This window comes from Actinomadura livida (assembly GCF_014648675.1).
Taxonomy (GTDB): domain Bacteria; phylum Actinomycetota; class Actinomycetes; order Streptosporangiales; family Streptosporangiaceae; genus Spirillospora; species Spirillospora livida.
Genome location: NZ_BMRO01000011.1, coordinates 60,353 through 87,328 on the forward strand (window position 1 = coordinate 60,353; position 26,976 = coordinate 87,328).

The window sequence follows — 26,976 nt, forward strand, 5'->3', positions numbered from 1 at the left end:
TCCTTATCATGAGTCCTGCCTCGCTAGTTGACGCCGTCCGGCTCCTCCGCGGAAATGTCCGCCTCCTGGGCGCTGCGCATTCCTCGCTGGAAAGCCGCCATCAGTCCGGAGTTGTGCACGACCTCCCGGTCCTCTTCTTCCTCGTGCTGCGCGGGCGCGGGCGCTTCGGCCAATTCGGGTACGAGGTGCGTCTGCGCCTGGCGGCGCGGCAGCGCCGGCCGCTCCCCGGCGTTCGGCGGGACCGGCGCCTCGGCCGGGCGTGGGGGCTCCCCGGCCGCCGGCCGGGCGGGCGGCGGATCGCCGGGGGCGCCGCGGCCCTCCGGCGCGGATTGCGCTGTCGGTTGCGGCGCGGGTTCCGGGCGGGCGTGCGCCGGGGACGGCCGGGGCCGCTCCCCGGTGTCCTCGGGCTGCCCGCCGTCCAGTTCGCCCGGCACGACGACGACGGCCTGCGTGCCGCCGAAGACGTTGCCCTGCAGCTGGACGCGGATCTTGTGCCGCCGGGCGAGCGCGGAGACGACGAGGAGCCCGATCCGCCCGTCCTTCAGCAGCTCGTGGGTGTCGCCCCGGTCCTGGTCGGCGAGCAGGGCGTTCAGCCGGCGCTGCTCGCCCCGGGGGATGCCGAGGCCGCGGTCCTCGACCTCGATGGCCAGGCCCGCGCTGACCCGCTCGACCCGGATGAGGACCTGCGTGTGCGGCGGGGAGAACCTGGTCGCGTTCTCGATGAGCTCGGCCAGCAGGTGGACGACGTCCGCCACCGCGCCGCCGTGCAGGTTCCCGTCGGCCGGCGGCACCACCTTGACCCGGTTGTACTGCTCGACCTCGGCGATCGCCGAGCGCAGCACCTCGTAGAGGGTGACCGGCCTGGTCCAGCGGCGGCGCGACGAGGCGCCGCCGATCACGGCGAGGCTCTCGGCCTGGCGGCGGGTGCGGGTCGTGAGGTGGTCGACCTTGAACAGGCCCTTGAGCAGGTCCGGGTCCTCGACCTGGTTCTCCAGCTCGTCGAGGCCCTGGATGGCGCGGTGCGACAGCGTCTGCATCCGCCGCGCGAGGTTGACGAAGACGTCGACCCGGCGGCCCGACTCGGCCGCGGGGTCGCGGTTCGCGGCGCCGACCACGGCGTTCCAGGCCGCGGCCTGCGCCCGCTGCAGCTCGTACGCGAGCTGCGCGACGGAGTCGCCGGCCTCGGGGACCGGGAGGTCCTCGCGGCACGGCTTGGCCGTCTCGCCCGCGCGCAGCCCGGCGGCCAGCCGCTGCAGCTCGCGCCTGCCGCGGGCGACCAGGAACCCGAGCTCGCCGAGCCGCCGCCGCAGCTGCTCGTCCTCGCGGGCGCGCCGCCGGCCCAGCCGCCGGGACGCCGTCTCCGCCCCCGCCGCCGCGGCCAGCAGCGTGATCACGGCTCCCACGGCCAGCATGGCGAGGATCAGGCGCGTCTCCCGGTTCATGGCGTCGTCGCTGTACAGCGTGGTCACGGCGATAAGTCCGAGAAGTCCCATAATTGCTGCGGGAAGCACGGAAATGGTTCGGTGGTAGGCGCGCATTCCGTCCCGTCCGCGCCGGCCGGGGGCCGGCGCCCCGCCGGGCCGGACGTCCGGGGGCGCGGCCGCTGCGGCGGGTTCGAAATAGTCAGGCATCGGGGTCCTCGGCGTCGACAGCGAGATCACGATACTGGGGGATACATGCTCGTATGAGTACGGCTCGTGTCCAGGCTGTCACAACGTCTTATCGGGGAAACCAGGATTGCTGAGATTCCCTCATCCGAGGCGGGCAACGCGGCAACTGGTCCGAAATGTCCAATTCTCCCGATTTTGAAAGTCGATCCGGGCGGTAGGGGCGCGGCTTAGACCGTTCTATTCGCTAACAAGGACGACCAGAAATGCCCTCAACGGACATCTATTAACGCCTGTCACCACACCATGGGCCGACCGGCGCTCCTCCGAACCACCCGGTTGAGGCGCTCGAACACGGCTCTGTGGCCTGCTCAGGTGTCGTGTCCCTTCTACCTGCAATGATATTGATCTGATATCAATCCTCGATCAGTATCAATATTGGACAGGGTGCGCCGGGTTGTGATCACTTGGGGTCCGTGATCAGACATCCCTCCCGAATCCTTCGCACGCGGCTGGGGGCCGCGGTGCTCGCCGCGGCCACCGTCTTCGGTGCCGCCGCGTGCGGTGCGTCCGCCCATGACGCCGTCCCGCGCGGGGCCACCGCGGTTGCGGCGGCCGAGCGGCCGAGGCCCGGCACGATCGTCCGCGACGACCTGCGCGCGGTGTTCGACGCGGCCGGCGTCCGCGGCACGTTCGCGCTGCTGGACGTGCGCACCCGGAACACGACCGTCGTGGACCGGCGCCGTGCCGAGACCCGCCTGGTGCCCGCATCCTCCTTCAAGGTCCCGCACGCGCTGGTCGCCCTGGAGACCGGCGCGGTGCAGAGCCCCGACGAGGTGATCCCGTGGGACGGGACGCCGCAGCCGTTCCCCGACTGGGAACGGGACATGACCATGCGGGAGGCCGTCCAGCTCTCCAACGCGGCCGCCTTCCAGGTGATCGCCCGCCGGATCGGCCCCGAGCGCGAACGGCGGTGGCTGCACCGGTTCCACTACGGCAACCGCGAGATCGGCACCGCGGCGGACCGCTTCTGGCTGGACGGTCCGCTGCGGATCTCCGCGGTGGAGCAGACCCGGTTCCTGGAGCGGCTCGCGGCCCGGCGGCTGCCCGCCGCACGCGAGCACCAGCGCACCGTCCGCGAACTGATCAAGCAGGAGGAGAGGGACGGGTACGCGCTGTTCGCCAAGTCCGGCTGGGAGAACGCCCCCGGCCCCGGCACCGGCTGGTGGGTCGGCTGGGTCGAGCGCGGCGGGCACGTCCACACCTTCGCGCTGAACATCGGCATCGGCGAGGCGGGCGACGCCGGGAAGCGCGCCACCGTGGCGCGTGAGCTGCTGCGGCGCCTGCACGTGCTGCCCGCGTGAACGTATCCGCCTACGACCACGGCGACCGCCGCACGGTCGCCGTGGTCGTCGCCGTCCAGGCGGCCATCTCGCTGGGCTACTTCTCCGCGATGGCGCACCTCGTCGTCCACCTCAGGGACGATCTGGGACTCGCGGCCGGGCTGATCGGCCTGGTCCTGGCGCTCCGCAACCTGGTCCAGCACACGCTGTCCCTGCCGGTCGGAGCGCTGGTGGACGTGCTCGACCCCGTCCGGGCGGGCATGCTCGCCTGCGTCCTGCGCGCCACCGGGTTCGTCCTCCTGGGCACCGTGTCCGCGACCTCGGGGCTCGTCGTCGCGGCGCTGCTGCTGGGCACGGGCGGCGCCCTCTTCCACCCCGCGGCGCAGTCGCTGCTGGCGGGACTCGCCGACCGGCGACGCGGCCGCGGCTACGCGGCGTACACGATGACGCTGCAGGCGGCGGCGGTCCTGGGACCGGCACTGGGCCTGGCCCTGCTGAACGTCGGCTACTGGCTCGTGGCCCTGGTGTCGGGAGGGCTCTGGCTGCTGGCGGCGTTCCTGTTCTCCCTGCTGAAGCGGGTCCCGCGCCTCCCGTCCGGAAGCGGGGCCGTCGCCGGGGTGCGGACGGCGCTGCGGGACCGGGTCTTCATGTGGTTCGTCGTCGTGTCGATGCCCGCGATGCTGCTGGCGGACCAGGCGGCGGTGGTGGTCCCGCTCGGCGGCGCGTCCGCCGGCGCGGTGACCGTGTTCTCCTGCGTCCTGGCGGCGGTGTCGGCGGCGGTCCAGCCGTGGTGCGCCACGCGAGGCGAACGTCCCGGCGTCCTGCGCGCCGGCCTCCTGTGCGCCGGCGCCGGCTACCTGCTGCTGGCGACCGGCGCGGGGAGCGGGGGACCGGGCCTGATCGCGGTGGCCGTCCTGCACGGCTTCGCGGGCGGCCTGCTGCAACCGGCGGTGTTCCAGACCGTCGCCAGGCTCGCCCGGCCGTCGCGCTACGGGACGTACCTCGGCGTACGCGCGTTCTTCGCGGGACTGCTCGCGTTCGCCGGCGGCATCGCCGTGAGCCGAGCCTTCGAAAGCGGCCCCCGCGGAGCGACGGCCGCGCTGGCCGCCCTGGCCCTGCTCGCCTGCGCCGCAGCGGCCGCCACGATGAGGCGCGACGCCTCAGGAACGGCGCTGGTCCAGCGCGGGCGAGCCCGTCCCGCCGGGGACCCGCTCGGCGCCGGCCGCCGGGAGGGTGAGCTCGAAACGGCACCCCACGCCGGTGTTGCGGACTGAGACGCGCCCGGCGTGGGCCTCCACGATGCCGCGGACGATCGCCAGCCCCAGCCCCGCGCCGGTGTCGCCGAGGCGCCGCTGCCGCGCGCCGGCGTCGTCCTCAGCAGGCCGGACTGCCGCCGGGGTCCGGGCCTGGCCGTCGCGCCAGCCTGTTTCGAACACCCGGGGCAGGTCCCGCTCGGGGATGCCGCCGCACGCGTCGTCGACCGCGAGGACGACCCGGTCGCCCTCCCGGTGCGCGCTCACCGCGACGGTGCCGTCGGCCGGTGTCGCGCGGATGGCGTTGACCAGCAGGTTCCCGAGGACCCGCGTGATGCCCTGGCCGTCGACCCGCACGGGCAGCCGCGCGATGCCGCCGTCGCGCAGCCGCACCCCCCGCTGCTCCGCCAGCGGCCGGGCGGTGGCGATGGCGTCGTCCACCAGGTCGTAGATCGAGATCCGGGCCAGGGTCAGCTCCAGGGATCCGGCCTGGATGCGGGACAGCTCGAACAGGTCGTCGACCATGTCGGACAGCCGCTCCACCTCGGCGCGGATGCGGGTGTGGTACCGGCCGGGCTCGGCGACGACGCCGTCCTCCAGCGCCTCGGCCATGGCGCGGAGCCCCGCCAGCGGGGTGCGCAGATCGTGGGAGATCCACGCGACCAGGTCCCGGCGGGAGGCGTCCAGCGCCCGTTCCCGCTCCTGCGCCGCCCTGAGCCGGGCGCCTGTCTCCTCCAGTGCGGCGGCGAGCGCGGCGAGTTCGGCGATCGGCGGGTCCGCGGGGGCGACGAACCCGGCCTCGCTGCCGACGGCCCGTGCCGCCACCGCCAGTTCCCGGCTGCCCGCGGCGATCCGGCGCCCGAACAGCAGCGCCGCGCCGAGCGACACCGCGCCCGACACGGCGACCACGATCAGCACCACCTGGAAGTCGTGCGGGGACAGGAACATCTCCACCGCCACCGCGATCGTGCCCGCGGCCATCGCGACCACGGCGAGCGCCGCGACCGCGAACATCGACAGCACCACCGGACGGCGGCGCAGCAGCGTGACGGCGGGGGCGGCCAGCATCCCGGCGAACAGGGCGCCCAGCGCCGCCAGCCCCACGATGACCAGCACCTCGCTCATGGGGGCGGCACCTCGTCTCCGGGCGGGTCGAAACGGTAGCCCGCGCTCCACACGGTCCTGATGAGCTTGGGGGCGGCCGGATCGTCCTCGACCTTCTCCCGCAGGCGCCGCACATGGACGGTGACCGTCGAGGCGTCGCCGAAGTCCCATCCCCACACGTGCCGCAGCAGCTCCTCGCGCGCGAACACCCGGCCGGGACGGCGCAGCAGGAACGCCAGCAGGTCGAACTCGCGGGCCGTCAGGGCCAGCGGCCGGCCGGCGCGTTCGGCGCGCCGGGCCGCCGGATCGACGACCAGGTCACCGGCCCGCAGCGCCGCCGAGGCGGCGGCGGGCGGCGGAGCCTCGGCGCGGCGCAGCACGGACGCCACCCGCAGCACCAGCTCGCGGGGGCTGAACGGCTTGGAGATGTAGTCGTCCGCGCCCAGTTCCAGCCCCAGGATCCGGTCGGCCTCCTCGTTGCGCGCGGTGAGCATCACCACCGGCACGGGCGGCCCGTCCCCCGACCGCAGCCGGCGGCACACCTCCAGGCCGTCCAGGCCGGGCAGCATCAGGTCCAGCACGATCAGCCTGGGCCGCAGCGCCGCGGCCATCTCCAGCGCGGCCGGGCCGTCGGCGGCGTGCGCGACCCGGTGCCCGGCGCGGGCGAGGTATCCGGTGACGACCTCGGCGACGGTCGGGTCGTCCTCCACGACCAGTATGTGGCCGCCGGCGGCAGCGGGACTCAACGATCAGCTCTTCCCGGGGGCGAGGTCGGCGGCTCCGAACGAGACCGAGAACCGCTTGCACCAGATTACGGCGCTGCGGAACCCGGACACATCGGTACCGGCGGGGACGCTGTAGTTCTGGTCGCCGAGGTTGCCCTTGAGTTCGCCGAGTTCGACCGCCCCCTTCCCGAGCCCGTCCCGCACCGCGCCGGCGTCCCGCCGCGACAGGTAGACCCGCACGTCCGGCCCCTCCGACGTGCTCAGATCCTCCAGGCGCAGCAGCCGTTCCCCGTTCGCGAGCCGCACTGTGAACGCCTTGCCGCCGGTGCCGTGCTCATGGCTGACGAACCGCCCTCCCGCCAGCCGCACGGGCCCCTCTTCCTGCTCGGCCACGGCGGCGGACGGCGAGGCGGACGGCGAGGCGGACGGCAGCGCCTCGTTCACGGTGGTGTCGGTGAACGCCCTCCACGGCTGGAAGAGATAGAGCCCAACCCCGGCGGAGCCCACCAGGACCGCCAGGACGGCGACGACAGCACGACGGGACATCACGATTCTCCAGGCCAGGATGAACGGACGACCCCCACCGGCCGCCCCGGACATCCCAACCCAACACCCGCCCCCGCCCCCGAGCCAGCCGGAACAGCGTCCCGTAAGACACCGGTAAGACCCCGTCCGACGGGCTGGAGCACGAATGACCGGGTGAGGCCTGGAACGCGACAAGGGCGCAACCGGGCCGTGGACCCGCCTGTCCACCATGGGTCAGGATCGTGCGCGGCGGCCGTGCCGAGAGGAACATCGGGGACATTCGACCCCGGGGGAGCCTTCCCATGAGCACGCGGGCGACAGGCCGTCTCGTCGACGAGGACGGCGCGGCTTGGCGATCGGGACTGGTCGTCGACGTGATCCACGGGTCGAGGCTGTTCGGTCCGCCGCTCGGCACGGCGGTGCCGGACGACCAGGGCGTGTTCTCGCTCTCGTACGCCGCGGACGCCCCCGGCCTGAGGCAGCCGCTGGGAACCCGGCAGCTCGTCATCCGGATCAGCGACCGGGTGGGCCGGCTCGTGCATCGGCGGGAACGCGCGGACGTGGACACCGAGGTCCTCGATCTCGGCGACATCGCGATCAAGCGCGCCGAGGCCGGCGGCTTCCTGGTCACCCTGGGCACGGGCGAGCCGTCGCTGGTCTCCGACGGCAACGAGGTCCGGCCGCTCATCGACAACGTCGAGGCGTGGGGCCACATCGGCGCCGCCTTCCAGGCGGCTCAGCGGTCGATCGAGTTCACCCAGCTCAACTTCTTCACGCCGCGGTTCGCCGCGGACCCCCGGGACGAGGCAGCCGTCCTTGTCTTCGGCTTCGAGCCGCCGCCACCGACCACGAGCACCCCCCGGGCGGTCACCGAGCGGGACCTGCGGCCGGAGGTGACACTGCGGGAGAAGGGCCGGCGCGCGGGCTTGTCGATCCGCGTCCTCCTCGACCACATGGCCATTCCGTTCCCGTTTCTCACCTGGGCCGTGGATCAGGTGCACGACCGCCTCAACGTCTGGCGCAACCCGACAGACGCCGAAGAGGCCCGCGACTATTTCCGCAGGTCGGACGCGACCGGAGTCAAGGTCCTTCCGTTTCTGCCGGCGTTCTACCGGCGGATGCACATGAAGATGGCGTTCGTCGATGTCAGGGCGGAGACCGGGGGCGAGGCGATCAGCGTCGCCTCCCCGTTCCGTCCCGGCTACCTGGACGGCCCCGGCCACGCGATCGACGACCCCGCCCGGGGCGGGGCCGCCGACACCGCGTTCCCCCTCCATGACGTCAGCATGTCGATGAAGGGGCCCGCCGTCGCCGACGCCTACGACGCGTTCCGCCTGCACTGGAACGCGGCGCTGCCGGCGGAGGACGCGCAGGACAGGGTGGAGGGCATCGCGCGTCCGGCCAAGCGGGCGGGCGGGCCGGAGAGCATCGCGGCGCTCCAGATCGTGCGCACGCTCGACGACGGGTTGTTCGATGAGCGGAGCGACGGCGAACGCGGGATCCTGGAGGGCTACCTGCGGGCGTTCGCCCAGGCCCAGCGGTTCATCTACCTCGAAACGCAGTACCTGACCAATCCCACGCTCGCCGACGCCCTCCTCAAGGCGGTCTCCGACCGGCCCGCGCTGCGGGTCGTCATCGCGCTCAATATCAATCCGGACATTCCCACCTACCCCCGGCAGCAGCAGAAGCTCGTCAACGAGCTGTTCGCGCGGTTGCCGGCCGGCCGTCCGCCCCAGGTCGGCGTGTTCACCCGCTGGACGTTCGACCGGGCGGACCCGCCCGCCCGCCCCCGTCCGCGGATCGCGCCGATCTGGCTGCACTCCAAGGTCGGCGTCGTCGACGACGTGTGGGCGACGGTGGGCTCGGCCAACCTCGACGGCGCCTCGCTCGACCGCGTCGACGCGTGGGCGATCCCGGAGTTCGTCGACAGCCGGCACAGCGAGCAGAACGTCAACATCCTCAACGGCGTCGACGGGCAGCCCGCGACGGCCGTCGTGGAAACGCTGCGCCGCAGGCTGTGGGCCGAGCATCTCGGGATCGCGGCCGACGATCCGGCGCTGACCCTGCGGACCGGCGCCGAGGCGCTGGACCTCTGGAACGTACAGGCACAGGCCGCCTTGCAGGCACTGCGAGCGCCGTCCACCGCGCCCGCGGGTTCGGCCTACGTGCTGCCCTATCCGGTCGGAGAGCCGTTGTCGTGCCGGTGCTGCGCCAGCCACGAGACCCCGCGCAAGCACCTGGACGTGCTGGGGGTCACCAAGGACATCGACGCGGTCAAGTCGGTGCGGGGCTTCGACTACAAGACCGGTGACTGGGATCCGCGCACACCTCTGCAGATCGACGGGTGAAGCATGCCGTCCACCGTGGAAACCGCCGCCGAACAGGTCGCCCGCGCCCTGCTCCTCATCAACCGCGCCCTGGCGGATCCCCGCGGTCCGCGGGCCCTGCTGCACCGGCTCGGCTGGAGCCCGCCGCCCGGGGTGGACGACATCGGCCTGGCCGCGCTCGACCTGTCCGATCTGCTGGCGAAGGTGACGCGCCTGGACGCCCTGCGCGCCTCGGGCACCGCGGACGACGCCGAACTGGCGGTCGCCGTGGCCGAGGTCGCGGTGGCGGCGGCCGAGGCGGTCGATGCCGTGCGGCGCGTCCCCGACGGGTTCGTCGCGCCGGCCGGCTATCTCGCGGCCACCCGGATCGCGGACGAGTTCGTCCCGCGGCTGACGGATCTCGCCGTGGTCGGGACCACCGCGTCCGCCGCCCCCATGGTCGCCGCCATCGCGCAGCTGTGCGGGGTCTTCGTCACCGAGCACCGCGCCGCCGACCCCGCCGTCTTCCAGGTCGAGCACCTGCGGCACATCGTGCGCTGGGACAGGCTGGGCGCGCTGTTCACCGATCCCGGCGGGGTCTTCCGGGAGGTGTACGGCTGGGGGACCGCCGACTTCCACGGTCAGGAACTGCTGCACAACCTCGGCAACGTCCTGCACTTCGTCTCCGACGACATCACCTCCCAGCCGTTGCCGCGCCGGGTCGAGGCACAGCTCGCCGGCGTCTCCGCCCAGGAGGGCCAGGCGATGCAGCTCCTGCTGAGCCTGCTCCGCGACCAGGTCACCGCCCGGGACATCGGGTTCACGCTCTTCGAAGTGCGCCGCACCGCGCCGGCCGCGTCCGACGGCGGCCTGGGCCTCGCGCCGTACGTCCTCGGCACCGACCAGGTCGACATCCCGATCGCCGCCGGCGTCGCCCTGCGGCTCCAGACCTCGGTGAACGTGCAGGACGGGGTGGCGCTGGTGGTGCGCCCCGGGCGGCCCCCGGCATTCCGGGTCAACATCATGCAAGCGGCCGGAGACGTCGCCGGGGACGGTGACGCCCTGGTCGCGACCCTGCGCTTCGCCCGCGGGCCGGACCGGCCGATCCGGCTGCTGGCCATGCCCGGCGGGGCGGTGCTGGAAGCGTCGGCCTTCGTCGTCGGAGGAGGCGTCGGCGCGGGCGGGGCGGACGGCTCACTGCTCGCGACGACGACCGGCGCCCGCCTCGTCGTGCCCGCCGGGCTCGGCGACGCCTTCCTGGCCCGGCTGCTGGGCGGCCGGGACATCGACATCGCGTTCGACCTCGGTGTCGAGTGGTCCCCGCACCGCGGCCTCACGCTGCACGGCAGCGCCGGGACGGCCCTGACGCTCAGCCTGGACGAGCGGATCGGGCCGGTGCGGCTGCGCGCGCTCCGCCTGGAGTTCGAGGCCGGCCCCGGGGGCCTGGCGATCGAAGCCGGGCTGGTCGCCGACGCCGTCCTCGGCCCGGTCACCGTCGCCGTCGACGCTGTCGGGCTGCGCGGCGAACTGGGCCTCCAAGGCGGCGACCTCGGCCCCTTCGACCTCTCGGCGTCGGTGCTCACCCCGGACACGCTGGGCCTCGACATCGACGCGGGTCCGGCGCAGGGCGGCGGGTCGGTGACCCTGGACGCGGAGGACGGCCGCTATTCGGGTGCGCTGGCGATGCGGCTGCACCGGATCGCGGTGCGCGGGGCGGGGGTGCTCGACACCCGGCTGCCGGGAGGCCGGTCCGGCTTCTCCCTGCTCGTGCTGCTGTCGGCGCGGTTCGAGCCGGGCGTCGAACTCGGCTTCGGCATCAGCCTGACCGGGGTGGGCGGGCTGGTCGGCATCGACCGGCGCATCGACGTGGACGCGCTGTCCGAGCGCTTCGCCACCGGCGCCGCGGCGCGGATCCTGTCGGCGGACGGTTCGCCGCGGGACCTGCCGGCGGTGCTGACCGAGTTGTCGGAGGTGTTCCCGCCGGCCGACGGCGTGCTCGTGGTCGGCCCGACCCTGCGGCTCCGGTGGATCAAGATCGTCACGCTGGACGTGGGGGTGTTCCTGGAGTTCCCCGGCCCGACCCGGGCGGTGGTGCTGGGCACCGCGAGGGCGAGCGTGGACAACCCGCTGGCGGCGGGGCCGCTGCTGCGGTTGCGCTGCGACTTCGTCGGCGTGCTCGACCTGCCCGCGGCCACGTTCGCGTTCGACGCGGTGCTGGTGGACTCGCACCTGCTGGAGACGTTCGCGGTCACCGGCGGGCTGCTGCTGCGCGCAGGATGGGGCGACGAGCCGTACGCGGTGCTGAGCGTGGGCGGGTTCCATCCCGACTTCGCGCCCGGCGCGCTGGTGGTCCCCAAGACGCTCACCCGGCTGGCGATGTCGAGGGGCGACCCGGGCGACGCGTTCTTCCTGCGGTTCGAGGGCTATTTCGCGATCACGCCGAACACCATGCAGTTCGGCGCCGCGGTGGAGGTCGGCGCCAAGCTCGGTCCGCTGCGGATCCGCGGGTTCGTCGGGTTCGACGCGCTGATCCGCCGCGAGCCGTTCGCCTTCGCGATCTCCTTCGAAGCGCGCGTGCAGGTCAAGGTCAGGGGCCGCACGCTGGCCGGGATCAAGGTGCACGGCCGGCTGGCCGGGCCCGGCCCGACGGTCCTGTACGCCAAGGCGTGCGTCGAGATCCTGTTCTTCGACATCTGCGCCAGTAAGACGTTCACCCTGGGCGGTTCCTTCCCACCGGCCGTCAATGTGATCACCAGCGCGCTCGAGGTGCTGGGCCGCGAGCTCCGCGACCCGGCCAATCTGCGCGCCGCCGCCGAGGACCGGATGGTGGCGCTGCGCGACCTGCCCCGGTCGGGGACGCCGGTGCTCGCGCCGACCGGGCTGGTCTGGGAGCAGACCCGCGCGCCGCTGGGACTGCTGCTGGAGCGCATCGAAGGCTCGCCGCTGGCGCGCGCCGCGACCGTCCGGGTAACCGGCGCGGACGTGACGGAGGAGGAGCTGGACTGGTTCGCCCCGGGCGGTTTCGCCGAACTCGGCGACGGTGAGGCGCTCAACCGCCGTTCCTTCGAGCGGCTGAGCTCCGGGGTGCGGCTGGCCACCGGCGACGACCTGTCCACCGGCCTGCCGCACACCGTCATGGTGGAGGAGTTCAGGCTGCCCGAGCCTCCCGCCCGGCCGCCCCGGCCCGGCCGCGTCCCCGTCCTGGACGCGCCGCTATGGCTGATCGAGGCCGCCCTGGTGCGCGAGGGCCGGGCCGACGGCCGGGTCCGCGGCCCGGCGTTCCAGGTCCGTCCCGAGCGGTGGGAGGTGCTCGACGCGGCCGGGCGTCCCCTGGCCGAGGCCGGCGAGGCCCAGGCCCACCAGCTCGCCCGCACCGTCCCGGCCGGCGCCGTCGCCGTCCCGGCCGGCGACCGCATCACGCTCACCGACCTCTGACCGGAGCACGCGACCATGGCCACTGCGATCACGTTCCACGGCTGGCAGCGTCCCGCCGTCGGGCGGCTCATCGACACCGTGGAGGACGGCCGGGCACGGGCCGAGGCGGCGGTGCGGATCGAGAGCACCGATGCCGCCGGCGCGGTCACCGAAGCCTCGACCGCCCGGCTCCGGGTGCTTCTGGCCGGGCCGGGCGATGTCGGGGGGCTGCAGCCGGGGGCCGTCACCGCCCGCTTCCCGGCGCCCGGCACGGCGGACGCCGAGACCCCCAAGTGCCCCTTCGCCGAGTTCGCCGATCCGGCGCTGCCCTGGCGGTACACCCCGCAGCGGACTCCGGCGAACGGTGAGCGCCGGCTGCGCCCGTGGCTGGCCCTGCTGGTCGGCACCGACGACGAGATCGTCATAGCCGGCAGGACCGCGCGCCTGAGCACCTCGGTGCTGCGCGCCCACCGGCTGGGCCGCACGGTGCTCGCGGCCCACGTGCAGGACGCGGACGGCGAGCGGCTCGCGCGGGTGCTCTCGCTCCGGCCGCTGGAGCCGCGGACCCGCTACCTCGCGGTGCTGGTCCCCACGTTCGTCGTCGTCGACGGAGAACTGGCCAACGCCTGGAGCGACGCCACCACCGGCCCCCTGACGCTCCCGCAGTACGCGCAGTGGCGGTTCCGCACCGGACCGGGCGGCGATTTCAAGACGCTGGCCACCGGCCTGAAGCCGCCCCGGGAGGGGGACCGGGAGGAGATCTCCATCGGGCGGGCGCCGCTGCGCTACCCGCGGCTGCCCTCCGCGCCGCCGCTGAGCGTGGGCGGCGCGCTGGCCCCGGCCGACGGGGCCGCCGACGAGCCGCTGCCCGCCGAGATCGCCGCCGACCTCGCCCGGCTGCGCACGCCGGCGCGGGACGGGAACGGGCGGCCCATCGTCGGGCTGCCCGGCTACGGCGCGGCCTGGCACCCCGGCCGGGCGGACGAGACGGTCTGGGGAGCGGCGCTCAACGGCGACCCGCGACACCGCGGCGTGGCGGGGCTCGGACTGAGGCTCGGCGTGGAACTGCAGGAGGAACTGGCCGACCGGGCCGCCCGGCAGGCCGGGGCGCTCTCCGTCGCCGCGGAACGGGTGCGGCACCTCTCGCTCGGCCTGGCCGCGTCCGGTGCGCTGTGGCGGCGCCGGCTGCCGGCCGAGCCCAACCGGCGGGTGTGGCTGCTCGGGCCGGCGCTGCGCCGAGTGGTGACCTCGTCCGGGCCGGTCGCGCAGCGCGCCACCGCCGCCGACCGCCCGCTGGCGCCCGGGTGGTTCGCCACGGTCACCCGGCGGGCGCTGCGCCGCGGGCCCGCGCGCACCGCCGCGGCCGATCCGGCCGTCGTGGATCCGGCCCGGCTCAACCCGGCCGCCAACCGGCCCCCGCCGCCGGTGCCGTTCGTCGAGGCCGGCCTGCCCGGGTTCGGCGAACGCCTCGGAGTGCCCGACTTCGAGCGGCTCCGCGGCGAGGTCGCCAGAGGAGGCGCCGAGCAGATCGCCACCGGTGCGCTCCGGGGGCTGGTCGGTTCCCTGGACCCGGCCGGCTTCCCCCGGCACCGCGTCCGCCTCGAACAACTGCAGGCCACCATCGCGCAGCGATCCGCGGAGCGCGACATGCCCTGGGTGTCGGTGGCGCGCCTGCTCGCCGCGGCCGGCGCCGGCGAGAGCGACCCCGTCTTCGACGAGGCGGAGGTGGCGCCGCTGCTGGAGGGGCTGACCGAGAGCTTCGAGACCCACTGCGACCACCCGCCGATCATCCGCTCGCTGATGGGCGAGCTCGGCGACGTGCGGGAGGAGCCGCCGCCGTCCCGGCCGCTGGACCTCACCCGGATGGCGGCCGAGCTGGCCTCGGCGTTCGATCCGACCGGCCCGGAATCGCCCGTCCGGCGGCGGGTGCTCGGCACCATCTCAGGCCCGGTGGGCGACGACCCGGCCGACCCGGCCGGTGCGGTGGCGCCGCCGGAGCCGTGCCCGGACCTCGACCTGCCGGTCTGGCGGCGGCTGTCCGCGATGGCCCCCGACTGGCTGCTGCCCGGCGTCGGCACCCTCCCCGAGGGCACCGTGATCGCGGTGGGCACCAACCCGGTCTTCGTCGACGCCTTCCTCACCGGTTTCAACACCCGCGTGCTGGAGGAGCTGCGCTGGCGCAACCTGCGGGCCGCCGGCGGCTGCACCCCGGTGCGGACGTTCTGGTTCCGCGCCGACACCACCGGCGGCGACCGGGTCGACGACATCCGCGGCATCCGGGACTGGGACGACGGCACCGCCCTCGGCGCCGCCCAGCACCGGCCGGACGCGGCGACCGGGGCCGATCTCGTCCTGGTGTTCCGCAGCCGGCTGTTCCAGCGGTACCCGAACACGCTGCTGTACCTGGTGTCGGCCCGGCACGGCGGCGGCCCGCCCGACTTCACCGTGCCCCCGGACCCCGGCGCGCCCCGCACCCTGCCCACGTTCCAGGGCCGCATCGGCGCGGGCGTGACCTTCTTCGGTTTCGTGGGGGTTCCTCCCGAGGAGATCACCGGCCGGTGGGTGGCGCTGGAGGAGCCGCCGGCGGGCTACCAGTTCCGCAACGACGTTCCGGACGGCGAGATCGACGCGACCGGCGACGGCGCCGAGCTCGCCGTCCTCGCGTTCGACGACCCGACCCGCGTCCTCATCCAGGGCGACTTCCTCGTACCCGGGGGTGCGCGATGACCGGCCCCGGGCGCCCCCGCCCGGCGGCGCCCCCGGTGCTCGCCGGGGGCGCCGTCCTGCTGCCACTGCGCCTGGAGACCCGTTTCACCGGCACCCGCCTCCGGGTGCGGGTGATCCCCGACGAGCCCTGGTTCGACCGGCACGACCCGCTGGCCTCCGCCGAAGAACTGGACAGCCTCGATCGCTACCTCGCGGCCTCCGGCGACGACCACGACACCCCGCGGGCCCGCGCCGCCTGGCAGGTCTTCGCCGCGGAGCACGGACCGGCCCGGGCGGCCTGGCTGGTGCGCACCTTCCCCCCGGCCCCCGGCGACGGCGGCGGACTCGCCGCCCGGCCGGCCGCGCTTCGCGAGGACGCCCTGCTCACCTCCATCGCGGACTTCCCGGCGGAACTGCAGGTGTGGATCGCCTTCGCGGACGAGGCGCCGGCGCACGCGGCGACGATGCCCGTGCGGGCCGACCGGCTGCGGCTGGATCCGCCCGACCTGGACGCGCCCGAGCCGGACCCGGACGATCCGGACCGGCCGAGCGAACGACGCTGGTGGGAGTCCTGGAACGAGGCCGTCATCGCCGGCCTGGCCACCGAGATCGAGCTCGGCGAGCGGGCCGGCGACGCCATCGCCGCGCTCTACGTGGTCGGGCTGGCCGGCACGACGCCCGCCGCGCTGTTCGCCGGACACCGCGACGCCGGGCGGCTCGGCCTCCTCGCGCCCGGCACCCCCACCAACACCGTCGACGGCGCCCCGGCGGCCGGCCTGGGCGACGACCCGCGGGAGTGGCTGGAGCTGCTGCACCGGGCGCCCGAGGACGTCGAGCGGCAGGTCAGCTTCGGGCTCACCGGCGACGCCGGCCTGCTCGGCCCGCTGCCCGGCAACGCGGGACGCCACCAGGAATGGGCCGGCGAACTGCTGACCGGGATGTGGCCGGCGCTGCTCGGGCACACCCTCACCCACGTCCTGGGCCTCGGCGCGGCGGTCGAGACGGCGGCGGAATGGGCCACCCGCGACGTCGACCCGCTCGGGCCCTACCCGGCCGTCCGGATCGGCGGCCAGCCCTACGGAGTGCTTCCGGCGACCTCCCTCAACGACTGGGTGCAGACGGACGGCGTCGACCCGCCGTTCATGGGGGCGCTGCGCGAGCCGCTCGTCGCCCTGCGGTCGCGATGGGCGCGCGCGGCCGTCGCCGCGGGCCGCGGCCCGGTCGCTGCGGCCGACCCCGCCGACAGGATGCTGAAGCTGCTGGCCCAGCCACCGGCCTCACCCGGATACGCGCTGCGCGGCATGTACCCGATGCAGCTCTGGCTACTGGCCCTGCTGGCCACCGGCCACCCGATCCGATGGCGGGACCTGCTCGCCGAGTGGGAGGAGACCTACCAGGTCGCCCGCGAGCTCGGGCTGCGGCCCCGGCGCCGCTACAGCGCCCGCAACACGACACGGCGGCTGCGGCTGCCTCCGGTCACGCCGGGCGGCCTGCCCGGGGAGATGCGGGTGGGGACGATCCTGGAGCGGTTGTTCGACCTGGCCACGCGCTCGCCCTCGTCCTTCGCCACCACCGCGGGAGTCGGGGAGGCGATCGAGGCGCCGACCGGCAGCCTGCTGCTGCGCCTGGCGATCCGCTCGCTCCAGGTCGCCATCGGCGAGGTCGGCCGCGAGAAGCCGGGCGCCCCCCGGGGGACGCTGGAACCGGTCGCGGTCGACGTCGGCGTCCTGCCGCCGCCCCCGCAGCTGCTGTCGGAGTGGATCCGCGCGGTCACCCCCGCCGACCTGGCCGCCGAGACCGGCCGCGGCGCCGCGGCCCGGCGCGTCGCCGAGGCCTTCCGCCGGCTCCGGGTCGTCCCCCCGGCCGACCTCGAACGGCTGCTCCCCGCCGTCATCGACTGCGCCACCCACCGGATCGACCCGTGGGCGGCCGGCCTCGCCCGGCACCGGTGGCGGCGGATCGCCGCCCGGACGGCGCCGCTGCCGCCCCGCCTCGGCGCGTACGGGTGGGTCGACGAACCGCGCCGCGGCCGGGCCGGACCCACCGCCGGGCGGCTCCTGCACGCGGCCACGCCCTCCCAGGCCCTCACCGCCGCCCTGATCCGCGACCGCGCCGTCCACGACCCCGAACCCGGGCGCTGGCACATGGACGTCACCTCGGCCAAGGCGCGCCGCGCGGCCCGCCTCGCCGACGAGGTCCGCCGCGGCGCCCACCCCGCCGAGGCCCTCGGCCGCGAGGTCGAACGCGCCGTCGGCGACCCGGCCGCCATCACCGAGCTGCGCCGGCGCTTCCCGATCCGCGCCGGGCACGCCGGCCGGCGGACCTGCGACGGGCAGCGCGTGCTGGCCGCCGACCCGGCCGCGCTGGACCTGCCCGCCGCCACCCTGGACGAACTGGCCCGGCTGCGCGAGGTCATCGACGTCTACGCCGACCTCCTCGTCGCCGAAGCCGTCCACCACGTGGTCGAAGGCCGTACCGGCACGGCCGGCGCGGCGCTCGACGCCGCCGCGGGCCTGGCCCGCCCGCCCGACTTCGAGGTACTGCGGACCCGGCGCGAGGGCCGCCCGGTCGAGACGAGCTGCCTCCTCGTGACGCCCCACGCCGCCCCGCCGCCCCTGCCCGCCGACCCGGCGGCCCGGGCGGCGGCACGCCCCGCCGCGCTCGCCGACGCCGCCACCGCCGCGCTGGTCGCCGCGCGCGTCGGCGCCGCGCCGCTGTGGCGATGGCGGATCACCCCGCCGTCCGGCCCGCCCACGACCGTCGCCCTCGACGACCTGGACCTCGAACCGGCCGAGGCGCTCGCCCTTCCGCTCGGCACCCTCGAACGGCTCGTCCTCGCCGCCGTCCCCGGCCTGGAGGCCGCCGACCCCGCGCACTTCACCGACCGGGACGGCAGCGTCCGCTACGAGCGGGCGGTACGCCTGGTCGCCCTGATCGGGCGGGTGCCGGCCGCGGCCGCCGACGCGGCCGAGACCACGGGCGCCCCGCCGGCCGCGGCCGATCCCGCCGAACTGCGCGAACGGCTCCGCGACCTCCGGCTGGCGGCGCAGGCGCTCGCCGGCCGGCTGGCCGCGGCCGACCCCGCCGCGGTACGGCTCGCGACCCGGTGGGGGATCGCACCGGAACCGGATCCGGCCGCCGCCGACCCGCCCGCCGACCAGGCCGGCCGGGCTCACGCGCGGCTCGCCGAACGGCTCGCGGCCGCCCCCGGCGACACCGCCGCCGAGGGCCTCGACGCCGCGGCGCTCGCCGCCGCCGTCGCCGCCCTCGGCTCGGCCACCGGGCAGATCGCCGTCATCGGCCGGCTGCGGCGCGACGCGCTGCCCGCACTGCACGAGAGCGGCGACCTGGACGGCGCATGGCTCACCCAGATCGCCGCCGTGCGCCCGCCGCTGGCCCGGCTGGAGGCGCTCCAGCTCGCCGCCGGCACGCCGGTCGGGGCCGGGGCGAGGCTCGCCTCCTGGTGCAACCGGCCGGCCGACCCCTGGCAGGCGGACGCCGGCGACGCCCGCCGCCTCGTCGCCGTGTACGCGCCACCCGGGCTCGACCTCGCCGCGATGCCGCCCGGCGAGACCCTCGCGGCCGGCCTGCTCGACCGCTTCGCCGAGACCATCCCCGGCGCCGAACACGACACCACCGCCGCGTTCGGCTTCAACGCGCCCGCCGCGCGGGCCCCGCAGGCCATCCTCCTGGCCGTCCCGCCCGACCCCACCCGAGACCTCGACGCGGCGAGCCTGGTCGGCATCGTCGCCGAGACCCGCGAGCTCGCCCGGGCGCGGACGGCCACCCTGGCCGACCTGGCCGAGATCGACGGGCTGGCCCCGCTGCCGCTGGTGCCCGCCACCGGCGACACCGCCACCCGCCTGGAGGAGTGATGGCCTACCGCTACGACATCGTCCACCGGCTCGAACCGCTGCACACCGACGCCGACCTCGGCCGCGAGCTGGCCGCCCCGGTCGCCGACCCGGCCTGGTTCCTCGGCCGGCAATGGCAGCTCGGCGAACATCGCGGCGAGGACGCCGGCTCTCCGGTCCGGGTCGAGTACCGGGCCGCGCAGGTGCCGATCAGAGCGGTCGACGCGGCCGAGGGCACGGACCCGCGGGTCGTGCCCGCCGAGGCGATCATCGAGGCGGAGCCCGACGACTTCTGGACCACCGGCCGCCGCGTCGCCTTCGGCCGCGCGGTGGAGCAGCGCGCCGCCGACGCGGGCCGCCCGCTGCCCGGCGACGACGAGCGGCTGCGGCTCACCGGCCTGCCGGTGCCCTATGACGTGCTGAACGGCACCGGTTTCGACGGCCAGGTCCTGTTCGCCCGGCGCGTCGAGCTGGACCTGCCCGAGGAGTGGTTCCCCGAACCGCCCGTCCGGGTCGTCCGCCGGGACCAGTGGAACTCCACCGACCTCGCCTACGACGCCGACTTCAGGGCCGGCGCCACCACGCTCACCCTGCGCCGCCACGACGGCGGAGAGGTGGACTGGTGGTCGGTCGACGCCGACGCGCCGCTACCGGAACCGGACCGGCCGCCGCGGGCGGTGCCCGTCCTCGCGTCCCGGGTGCAGTACCCGGGCGCGCCCAGCCCGCGGTGGTGGGAGATCGAGGAGACCCGCACCGACATCGGAGCGTACGGACCCGACCGCGGCCACTTCGCGACCCTGCTGCTGGTCGAGCTGGTCAGCTCGCACTCCGGCGACTGGTTCACCTTCCCCGTCGCCTCGCAGGCCGGGCACGTCCTCACCTTGCACGAGGTCACCGTGGTCGATGCCTTCGGCGACGGCTGGACCGTCGAACCACCCGACGACGGCTGGACGCTCTTCGCCGTCACCGGCCTTGATCAGCGCTCGCTGGTGCTGTGGCCCACCGTCCCGGCCGCGCTCGCGGGACCGGTCCTCGACCAGGTCGACCTGGGCGTCGACGAGGACGCCAACCTGGTGTGGGCGGTCGAGCGGCGAATCGCCGGCCGGGACCTGCCGACACCGGACCGCCCGGCCCCCGCCGGGCCGCCGGCCGCGGACGGCGGCCGGCCCGGCTACGCCTACCAGGCCGGCGGCGAGGTGCCCCCCTTCTGGCACCCGTACGTCATCGAGGAGAGCGAGGGACGGCCGCGCCGCCTCGTGCAGGGGCGGCTGGCCGACCTGTCCGGCCCCACCAGGGTCCTCATGCCGCCCCCGGCCAGCGGACTGCTCAGGCCGACACCCGGCGGCGAGGAGGGGATCCACCGGATCGAACCGGCCGCCGTCCCCGCCGACGGCCTCCAGCTCGAACGCCGCACCATGCTCGGCCGCCGCACGGACGGGCTTCCCGTCCTCTGGCAGCAGCGCCGCCGCGTCCCCCTCGCCGCCCCGCCCACAATGCGGCTGCAACACGACACGTTCATCTGAGCGCCTCCACCGCCGTCGGCTCGTAAGTCCGGGGCTCGGAGGTCGTGTCAGTGTTCCTTGTCGCCGAAGTAGGCTCGCTGGACCTGGTCCCGGTCCTCTCGGAGCTCGGCCGCGGGGCCGGTCAGCACCACCCGGCCGTGGTGGAGCACGACCGCCTCGTCGGCGACGCTGAGCGCCTGGTCGATGTGCTGCTCGACGAGCACGATCGCCGTGCCGTCCTCGTCGGCGAGCCGGCGCAGCTCCGGCAGGATCTGCCTGATCGCGACCGGAGACAGCCCCATGCTCATCTCGTCGATGAGCAGGACCCTCGGCCGGAGCAGCAGGGTCTTCGCGATCGCGAGGAGCTGCTGCTCCCCTCCGGAGAGCAGGCCGCAGCGCCGGTTCAGCAGCGGCCGCAGTTGCGGGAACCGGTCGAGTGCAGGGCCGGAGCCGCCGCGTGCCTTGGCCAGCCGGAGGTTCTCGGCGACGGTCAGGCGGTGGAAGACTCCCCGGTTGTCCGGGATCAGGCACAGCCCTGCCCGGGTGGCGCGCTCGACGCTCCCGGTGACGGGCGAGCCGGCGGCGGTCACCGTCCCGCCGAGCGCCGGCAGCAGACCGGCGGCCGCGCGCAGCGTGGTGGACTTCCCCGCGCCGTTGGGGCCGAGCAGCGCCAGGATCGATCCGGCCGCGACGCGCAGGTCGATGTCGCGGATGGCGGGGACCCCGCGGTAGCCGGCGCTGAGGCCGCGGATCTCCAGTGCGTCGGTCGTCTCGGTCACGGGGTCACCGGGCTTCCCAGGTAGGCGGCGATCACCCGGGCGTCGCTGCTGACGTCGCCCGGCGCGCCGGAGGCGATGATCTTCCCGAAGTCCATGACGTAGACGCGGTCGCAGACGTCGAGGACCAGCGTCATGTCGTGGTCGATCAGCAGGACGCCCGGACCGGAGGCCGCGATCCGGCGCAGTTCCCGCCCGAACTCGGCGCTCTCCTCGGTGTCCAGTCCCGCGGCGGGCTCGTCGAGCAGCAGCACGCGGGTGGAGCCGACCAGGGCCCGTGCCACGCCGGCGAGCTTCTGCCGGCCCAAAGAGAGTTCGTCGGGGCGGCGTCCGGCCATCGCCTCCAGGCCCACCAGGCTCAGGGCCTCCTGGATGTCCTCGCCGGCCCGCTTCCGGCGTCTGCCGAGGTCGGCGACCAGGCCCCGCAACCCGGGTGGATCGACCGAGACGGCGAGGTTCTCCGCCACGGTGAGGTCGGTGAACAGCTCCCCCGACTGCCACGTCCGGGCGAGGCCCAGGCGGCGGCGCCGGTGCGCGGGCACCGAGTCGAGCCGGACGCCGTCGAGCTCGATCGTGCCGGTGTGGGGCGCGAAGCCGGTGACGGCGTCGACGAAGGTGGTCTTCCCCGCGCCGTTGGGCCCGATCAGGCCGACGATCTCCGCGGCGCCGACCTCGATCCTCACTTCGTCGTTGGCCCGGACGCCTCCGTAATGCACGGAGATGTCGCGGGTGAGCAGCAGCGGGCTCGGTTCACCGGACATCGGCGGGCTCCTTTGCGTGGGCGGCGGCCGGCGGTTGTCCGGGGGCCCGCCGGGCGCGCCGGACGAGGAGCCATTCGGGGACGGCGTCGCGGTGCGGCGCGAAGACGACGACGCGCAGCAGCATCGCGGCCGCCACGACGAGCGTGTAGTAGTGGCCCAGGTCGATCGTCTGGGTGAACACCAGGTACAGCAGCCCCAGCGGGCCGGCGACGCCCGCGAGGACCGCGCCCGAGATGCGGGTGATGTCGCCGACGTAGGTGGTCGCCAGGACGGCCAGGCCGACGAGGACGGTGAACGAGGCGGCCGAGAGCTGGCCGCGGCTGTAGCCGATCAGGCATCCGCCGATTCCGGCCATGAACGACGCCAGCGCGAAGCCGAGCAGTTTGACCGCCGGGACGTTCACGCCCGCCGCGGCCGCGGCCCGCTCGTTGGACCGCACGGCCAGGAACGCCCGCCCGGTGGCCCCGGACAGCAGCCGCGCCATGGCGATCAGCAGCACCGCGACGATCACGAGGACCATGAAGGAGAACCGCAGCGTGATGAGGTCGGTGCCCTCGCGGACGGCCAAGGAGAACCCGAACAGGGACGGATCCGCGATCACGTTGCCCGTGTAGGGCGTCATCGCCGGATTGTTGAAGACGAAGCTCTCGATCGCGAGCGCCGCCGCGATGGTGGCCACCGCGAGCTGGGCGCCTCGGATCCGCAGCGCCGGGACGCCCACCACGATCCCGAGGGCCGTCGCGGTCAGGGCCGCCAGCAGCATCGACAAGGGGAAGGGGACGCCCGCGTTCGTCGTCAGCTTCGAGAGCGCGAACCCGGCCGCGCCGGCGAAGGCCATCGTGGTCAGCGAGATCTGGCCCAGGTAGCCGGTCAGCAGCACGATCGACGCCGCGATCAGCGCCAGGATGATCGACATCACCAGGCTGAAGCGCCACTGGCCCGTGGTGAGGACGATGGCGACCGCCGTCCCGGCGATCGCCGCGGCGGTCCACAGCGGCCGGATCCGCGGCACCCGCACCGGCGCCTGCGCGCCGGTGTCACGGGCGCCGCGTTCCGGGATGCCGCGGCCGAGCAGGAACAGCGCCACCACGACGATGACGAACGGGATCGCGTCGCCGACGCCGGCCTGCGCCCACGACGGCCACCAGCTCTTGGACGTCAGGAAGAGCAGGATCTGCTGGACCGAGCCGAGGGCCAGACCGGCGCCGCAGGCGACCCCGATCGACGTCAGCCGGCCGACGAGCGCGACGGACAGGGCCGGCACGACGTACAGCATGTAGCTGGTCGGGTCCAGGCCGCCGATCGCCGGCGCCGCCAGGATCACGATCAGCCCCGAGAAGAAGCCCGTAGCGCCCCACATGAACGCGGCGAGCCGGTCCGGCGAGTACCCCATCAGCCGCAGCGCCTGCTCGTCCTCGGCGCCCGCCCTGGTGGCGACGCCCATCCCGGTGAACCGGAAGTAGCCGGCCAGGGCGAGCGCGATCCCGATCGCGGCCGCGGCCAGGATCAGGTTGCCGACCGCGATCGAGGCGCCGCCGAGCATGATGACCTTGGACGTCAGCGTCGGGAGCGGGATGAGGCTGCTGGGCTCCGCGCCGAGGGCCTCGGCGTTGAACCGGAGCGGGATCAGGGCCTGGATGAACAGCATCACCCCGACCGACGCGACGACCTGCCCGAGCTCGGGGGCCCGGCGCAGCGGACGGAACACCAGCAGGTGGGCCAGCAGGCTCCACACCAGCCCGCTGACCGCGCCGATCAGCACCGCCGGCCACACGTCCATCGGCCCGGAGCCCAGCTGGACGCTGCCGACCGGCAGGACCAGGACGCCGCTCGTGCGGAGCCCCGCCACCTGCCACACCGCCCACAGCGCCACCGACCCCTGCGCGAAGTTGATGACGCCGGTGGCGACGTAGATGCTGACGAGCGACGCCCCGAGCACCGCGTAGACGGCTCCGGTGGAGAAGCCGAGGACGGCGAATTGCAGAAGATCGTTCATGAAGGGTTCGCGTACCGTGCTCAGCTGGCGCCGGGGATGGTCGCCATGATCTCCGGAGCGGGGGTGATCCAGTCGCCGGTGACGGGCTTGAGCGAGAGGTCCTTCTGCACCGAGAACAGGAGCATCTGGGTGGTGCAGTTCGGCGACTTCTCCTTGCCGCACGTGATCTTGGTTCCGAGGAAGGTGGGGAAGTCCTTGAGGCCCTTGAGCGTGGACAGCACGCTCTCTCCGGTCAGCTCGCCGGACGACGACCCGGCCGACAAAGCCTTGGCGAAGTCCACGACGGTGGCGAACTGGGCGTAGGCGTAGAAGTCGGCGGGACCGCTGGTCTTCGAGATGTACTCGGTGGCCGCCTTGAGGTTGTCGACCGCCTCCTTGGGCGCGTGCTTCTCCGTCCCGGGCAGCCACACCGACGAGTACAGCGTCGCCCCGGGGGCGTTCGCCGGGTCCGACTTGATGAAGCCCATGCACGCGGCGACGAAGATGTCGCCCTTGTAGCCGACCGACCTCAGGTTCTTGATCAGCTGGATGCACGTCGAGGCGTTCGGTGCGGCGATCAGGCCGGCGACGTCGGGCTTGGTCGAGGCGATCGTGGCGGCCAGGGCGCTGAAGTTCGGGTTCGTGGGCGAGTAGTACAGGCCGTTCGCCTTGATCCCGAGGGCTCCGGCCAGCGGCTTCAGCTGGGTGTCGATGGTCTTGTGCGAGGCGGGGGTGTCCACCAGCGTCAGCGTCGCCGACTTCTTGCCCTCGGCCTTGAACCCCTGCAGGGCGCCGATGAGGAACGAGGCCTGGGGGGGACCGAGGTAGACGCGTCCGGACGCCGCGCTACCGGTGGTCTGGTCGAACGGGATCTGGCCGATCAGGGGGATCTTGGCCGCTTCCAGGATGGCGATGCCGGCGCTCGAGCTGAGGTTGAACCCGTCGAAGGCCGCGACGACGCCCTCCTGGACGAACTTGTTGGCGCAGCCGATGGTGGACTCGGGGGTGCCGTCGACCGAGCAGGCCTCGACCACGATCGGCCTGCCTTGCACGCCCTTCAGTTCCTTGGCGACGTAGCTCACGCCCGCGTCCATCCCGGACTTCACCGCGGGGACCGCCACCGCCCCCTTGTCCGGATTGAACAGGCCGACCTTGATCGGCGCGCCCGTGAGGGTCGGATCGTCGGACGGCTCGTCGGAGCCTCCGCAGGCGGCGGCGGCCGTGAGCAGCAGGCCCACTCCACCGCTCAGCAGGACTCGGCGCAGAGTCGTGCCCTTGTGCATACCCAGGTTCATCGTCGGCCTCGCTTCGCTGGTTCGCATGCGGCCGGACCAGGGAAACCGGCAGGCCCGCAGCTAAGGGGGGTGTTAACCGCGTCACACGGAGCCTGAAAGTATCCAGAAACTGAGAATGAGGTCAACCTCAGTTTTTGGCCGGAGCCGGGAGACCCCGGCCCCCCTCACGGTGGCTGGTAAGATCGTGACTCTCAGCGATCATCGAAGCGAGGTGCAGCGTGCCCGAGCCCGCCGCCGAGACCGGCGGAGCGAGCGGGGGCCGCACCCGTGTCGACCGGCGCCGCGAGACCACGCCGCAGCGTCTGCGCGAGGCGGCGCGCGTCGTCTTCGAACGGGACGGCTTCCACAGCGCCCGGCTCTCCGACATCAGCACTGAGGCGCGGGTCGGGTCGGGGACGCTTTACAACTACTACCGGTCCAAGCACGATCTGCTCTACGAGCTGATGAAGGGCATCTCCGCCGAGCTGACCGGGATCGCGGCCGACCGCATCAGCGCGCAACAGGACCCCGTCCATCGCATTCGAGAAGTCAACCGGGTCTACGTCAATGCGTTCCGGCGCAACGCCCGCGTGCTGCAGGCCGTCTATCAGGCGCGCGACGAGGACGAGCGGCTGAAGGCCCAGTGGGAGGAGGTCGCCGAGCACTTCCAGAGCAGGGTCACGCGCGCCATCGCCGACTGGCAGAAGGCCGGCATGGCGTACGGCGACCTGGACCCGCGGCACACCGCGCATGCCCTGACGCTGATGGTCGAGCGCATAGTCATGGCATGGTCGTACGAAGGCGTCGAATACGACGCTGAGGTCCTGATCGACACACTCAACAAGATCTGGATCCGGTCGCTGGGACTGACGAGCACCGCCGAGTCCCGCTCCGGCACCACTGCGCGGCCCGGCGCCGAATAGCAGCCCTGAGCCGCTTCACCCGGTCCAGACGTGGTCGTCACTGGGCACACGAGCCTGGCGTAGGCCGGAGAGTACGGCGGGCGACTGGCGAGCGAACATGGGTGGGCAGAACGGCCCAGAAAGACTGAAGAGCATTCACGGCTCGCCGCGAATGCTCTGGTCGGTACGGGTGCGCCGTCAGGGACTTGAACCCCGAACCCGCGGATTAAGAGTCCGCTGCTCTGCCAATTGAGCTAACGGCGCCTGTCGATGGGGGGTCCGGCCCTCGGCCGGGGCCCTTGCGACAGGAAGAACAGTATCAGGAGCGATGGACCTGTGCGAATCGTTTAGTCGCGGGCGGGGAGGACGCTCACCATGCCGCGCCAGAGGGCGATGGCGGTGGCGCGGGAGCTGACGCCGAGCTTGGCGTAGATGCGGTTGACGTGGTTCTTGACGGTCTTCTCGCTGAGGAAGAGCTGCCGGGCGATCTCGCCGTTGGAGCGGCCGGTGGCGATGAGGTCCATGACCTCGGACTCGCGGGCGGACAGGCCGAGGGTGGTGCGGGACGCCTGGCGGACGCCGCGGATGAGGTCGGGGGCGGTGAAGGAGCCGGGGACGAGGTGGCCGCAGGCGCCGGCGTGGAGGGCGTCCTGGACGGCGGGGTCATCGGGCCCGGCGAGGACGAAGACGCGGGAGGTCCTGCTGAGGGGCTTGGCGTGCTCGGCCGACGCGGCGTCGAGGAGGACGATGTCGGGCCGCAGGCGTTCGGCCAGCGGGAGGGCCGCCGCGGAGTCGGGGGCGTCGGCGACGACGCGGAGTTCGTCGCTGGCGTCGAGGAGGGTGATCGTGTCCGCTCGGATCCGGGGGTCGCCGTCCACCACGAGGACGCGCAGGGGGGCCGTCTCGTCGACGCTCATCCGTTGCCCTTGACCTGTCGTTGACATTTATA

At 74.2% G+C, this 26,976-nt stretch carries 17 protein-coding genes and 1 tRNA gene; 8 read left to right on the top strand and 10 right to left on the bottom strand.

Annotated elements, in window-relative coordinates:
- Positions 1 to 23 precede the first annotated feature (23 nt).
- Positions 24 to 1,469: a sensor histidine kinase gene (locus tag IEZ03_RS25195; protein WP_229808565.1), complete on the bottom strand. Its 1,446-nt coding sequence runs from the start codon at positions 1,467 to 1,469 to the stop codon at positions 24 to 26.
- Between the two features lie 614 nt (positions 1,470 to 2,083).
- Between IEZ03_RS25195 and blaOXA the strand changes: the two genes are divergently transcribed.
- The gene (gene blaOXA, locus IEZ03_RS25200) at positions 2,084 to 2,971 is read left to right on the top strand and encodes a class D beta-lactamase (RefSeq protein WP_229808566.1); all 888 of its coding nucleotides are present in this window, start codon (positions 2,084 to 2,086) and stop codon (positions 2,969 to 2,971) included.
- Complete coding sequence (locus IEZ03_RS25205) at positions 2,968 to 4,224, top strand: MFS transporter (RefSeq protein ID WP_184887705.1); 1,257 nt, start codon at positions 2,968 to 2,970, stop codon at positions 4,222 to 4,224. Before blaOXA ends, IEZ03_RS25205 begins: the two co-directional genes overlap by 4 nt.
- Here the strand turns inward: IEZ03_RS25205 and IEZ03_RS25210 are convergent.
- Genes IEZ03_RS25210 through IEZ03_RS25220 form a run of 3 tightly spaced genes read right to left on the bottom strand, consistent with a single transcriptional unit; the run spans position 4,111 to position 6,578 of the window.
- A complete protein-coding gene (locus IEZ03_RS25210) occupies positions 4,111 to 5,328 on the bottom strand; it encodes a sensor histidine kinase (RefSeq protein WP_184887703.1) in 1,218 nt (405 codons plus the stop codon). The two genes, IEZ03_RS25205 and IEZ03_RS25210, sit on opposite strands and share 114 nt — an antisense overlap.
- Positions 5,325 to 6,053 (bottom strand): response regulator transcription factor, encoded by a 729-nt coding sequence (locus IEZ03_RS25215; RefSeq protein WP_184887701.1) that lies wholly within the window; start codon positions 6,051 to 6,053, stop codon positions 5,325 to 5,327. The genes IEZ03_RS25210 and IEZ03_RS25215 overlap by 4 nt, the downstream gene beginning before the upstream one ends.
- Before the next feature lie 3 nt (positions 6,054 to 6,056).
- A complete protein-coding gene (locus IEZ03_RS25220; RefSeq protein WP_184887699.1) occupies positions 6,057 to 6,578 on the bottom strand; it encodes a DM13 domain-containing protein in 522 nt (173 codons plus the stop codon).
- A 281-nt stretch (positions 6,579 to 6,859) separates the two neighbouring features.
- Between IEZ03_RS25220 and IEZ03_RS25225 the strand changes: the two genes are divergently transcribed.
- From IEZ03_RS25225 to IEZ03_RS25245, 5 genes are read left to right on the top strand one after another with little or no spacing between them, the layout of a single operon-like run.
- Positions 6,860 to 8,905, top strand: a complete 2,046-nt coding sequence (locus IEZ03_RS25225) for a phospholipase D-like domain-containing protein (protein ID WP_184887697.1) — start codon at positions 6,860 to 6,862, stop codon at positions 8,903 to 8,905.
- 3 nt (positions 8,906 to 8,908) lie between these two features.
- Complete coding sequence (locus tag IEZ03_RS25230) at positions 8,909 to 12,298, top strand: DUF6603 domain-containing protein (RefSeq protein WP_184887695.1); 3,390 nt, start codon at positions 8,909 to 8,911, stop codon at positions 12,296 to 12,298.
- A gap of 15 nt (positions 12,299 to 12,313) precedes the next feature.
- Positions 12,314 to 15,004, top strand: coding sequence for a hypothetical protein (locus tag IEZ03_RS25235; RefSeq protein WP_184887693.1), 2,691 nt, complete (start codon positions 12,314 to 12,316; stop codon positions 15,002 to 15,004).
- Positions 15,001 to 18,858: a hypothetical protein gene (locus tag IEZ03_RS25240; RefSeq protein ID WP_184887690.1), complete on the top strand. Its 3,858-nt coding sequence runs from the start codon at positions 15,001 to 15,003 to the stop codon at positions 18,856 to 18,858. The genes IEZ03_RS25235 and IEZ03_RS25240 overlap by 4 nt, the downstream gene beginning before the upstream one ends.
- Entirely contained in the window at positions 18,858 to 20,360 is a 1,503-nt protein-coding gene (locus IEZ03_RS25245) for a hypothetical protein (protein ID WP_184887688.1), read from the top strand. Before IEZ03_RS25240 ends, IEZ03_RS25245 begins: the two co-directional genes overlap by 1 nt.
- Positions 20,361 to 20,407: 47 nt before the next feature.
- Here the strand turns inward: IEZ03_RS25245 and IEZ03_RS25250 are convergent, their stop codons facing one another.
- The 4 genes from IEZ03_RS25250 to IEZ03_RS25265 are packed head-to-tail and all read right to left on the bottom strand — an operon-like array spanning position 20,408 to position 25,146.
- Entirely contained in the window at positions 20,408 to 21,118 is a 711-nt protein-coding gene (locus IEZ03_RS25250; RefSeq protein ID WP_184887686.1) for an ABC transporter ATP-binding protein, read from the bottom strand.
- The gene (locus IEZ03_RS25255) at positions 21,115 to 21,876 is read right to left on the bottom strand and encodes an ABC transporter ATP-binding protein (RefSeq protein ID WP_184887684.1); all 762 of its coding nucleotides are present in this window, start codon (positions 21,874 to 21,876) and stop codon (positions 21,115 to 21,117) included. The genes IEZ03_RS25250 and IEZ03_RS25255 overlap by 4 nt, the downstream gene beginning before the upstream one ends.
- Positions 21,866 to 23,872, bottom strand: coding sequence for an ABC transporter permease (locus tag IEZ03_RS25260; protein ID WP_184887682.1), 2,007 nt, complete (start codon positions 23,870 to 23,872; stop codon positions 21,866 to 21,868). The genes IEZ03_RS25255 and IEZ03_RS25260 overlap by 11 nt, the downstream gene beginning before the upstream one ends.
- A gap of 20 nt (positions 23,873 to 23,892) precedes the next feature.
- A complete protein-coding gene (locus IEZ03_RS25265; protein WP_221480860.1) occupies positions 23,893 to 25,146 on the bottom strand; it encodes an ABC transporter substrate-binding protein in 1,254 nt (417 codons plus the stop codon).
- A 218-nt stretch (positions 25,147 to 25,364) separates the two neighbouring features.
- Here IEZ03_RS25265 and IEZ03_RS25270 point away from each other — a divergent pair, with 218 nt between their 5' ends.
- Positions 25,365 to 26,048, top strand: coding sequence for a TetR/AcrR family transcriptional regulator (locus IEZ03_RS25270; RefSeq protein WP_184887678.1), 684 nt, complete (start codon positions 25,365 to 25,367; stop codon positions 26,046 to 26,048).
- Between the two features lie 170 nt (positions 26,049 to 26,218).
- On the opposite strand, the gene IEZ03_RS25275 is transcribed toward IEZ03_RS25270, so the two are convergent.
- Together IEZ03_RS25275 and IEZ03_RS25280 are read right to left on the bottom strand one after the other, a co-directional pair.
- Positions 26,219 to 26,291 (bottom strand) — tRNA-Lys (locus IEZ03_RS25275).
- Between the two features lie 83 nt (positions 26,292 to 26,374).
- Positions 26,375 to 26,944, bottom strand: a complete 570-nt coding sequence (locus IEZ03_RS25280) for a response regulator transcription factor (protein ID WP_184887676.1) — start codon at positions 26,942 to 26,944, stop codon at positions 26,375 to 26,377.
- Between the last annotated feature and the right edge of the window lie 32 nt (positions 26,945 to 26,976).

Coding starts and splice junctions, on each gene's coding strand:
- IEZ03_RS25210 (WP_184887703.1), bottom strand. CDS start 5,328: ATGAGCGAGGTGCTGGTCATCGTGGGGCTGGCGGCGCTGGGCGCCCTG.
- IEZ03_RS25220 (WP_184887699.1), bottom strand. CDS start 6,578: ATGTCCCGTCGTGCTGTCGTCGCCGTCCTGGCGGTCCTGGTGGGCTCC.
- IEZ03_RS25225 (WP_184887697.1), top strand. CDS start 6,860: ATGAGCACGCGGGCGACAGGCCGTCTCGTCGACGAGGACGGCGCGGCT.
- IEZ03_RS25230 (WP_184887695.1), top strand. CDS start 8,909: ATGCCGTCCACCGTGGAAACCGCCGCCGAACAGGTCGCCCGCGCCCTG.
- IEZ03_RS25235 (WP_184887693.1), top strand. CDS start 12,314: ATGGCCACTGCGATCACGTTCCACGGCTGGCAGCGTCCCGCCGTCGGG.
- IEZ03_RS25240 (WP_184887690.1), top strand. CDS start 15,001: ATGACCGGCCCCGGGCGCCCCCGCCCGGCGGCGCCCCCGGTGCTCGCC.
- IEZ03_RS25245 (WP_184887688.1), top strand. CDS start 18,858: ATGGCCTACCGCTACGACATCGTCCACCGGCTCGAACCGCTGCACACC.
- IEZ03_RS25255 (WP_184887684.1), bottom strand. CDS start 21,876: ATGTCCGGTGAACCGAGCCCGCTGCTGCTCACCCGCGACATCTCCGTG.
- IEZ03_RS25260 (WP_184887682.1), bottom strand. CDS start 23,872: ATGAACGATCTTCTGCAATTCGCCGTCCTCGGCTTCTCCACCGGAGCC.
- IEZ03_RS25265 (WP_221480860.1), bottom strand. CDS start 25,146: ATGAACCTGGGTATGCACAAGGGCACGACTCTGCGCCGAGTCCTGCTG.
- IEZ03_RS25280 (WP_184887676.1), bottom strand. CDS start 26,944: ATGAGCGTCGACGAGACGGCCCCCCTGCGCGTCCTCGTGGTGGACGGC.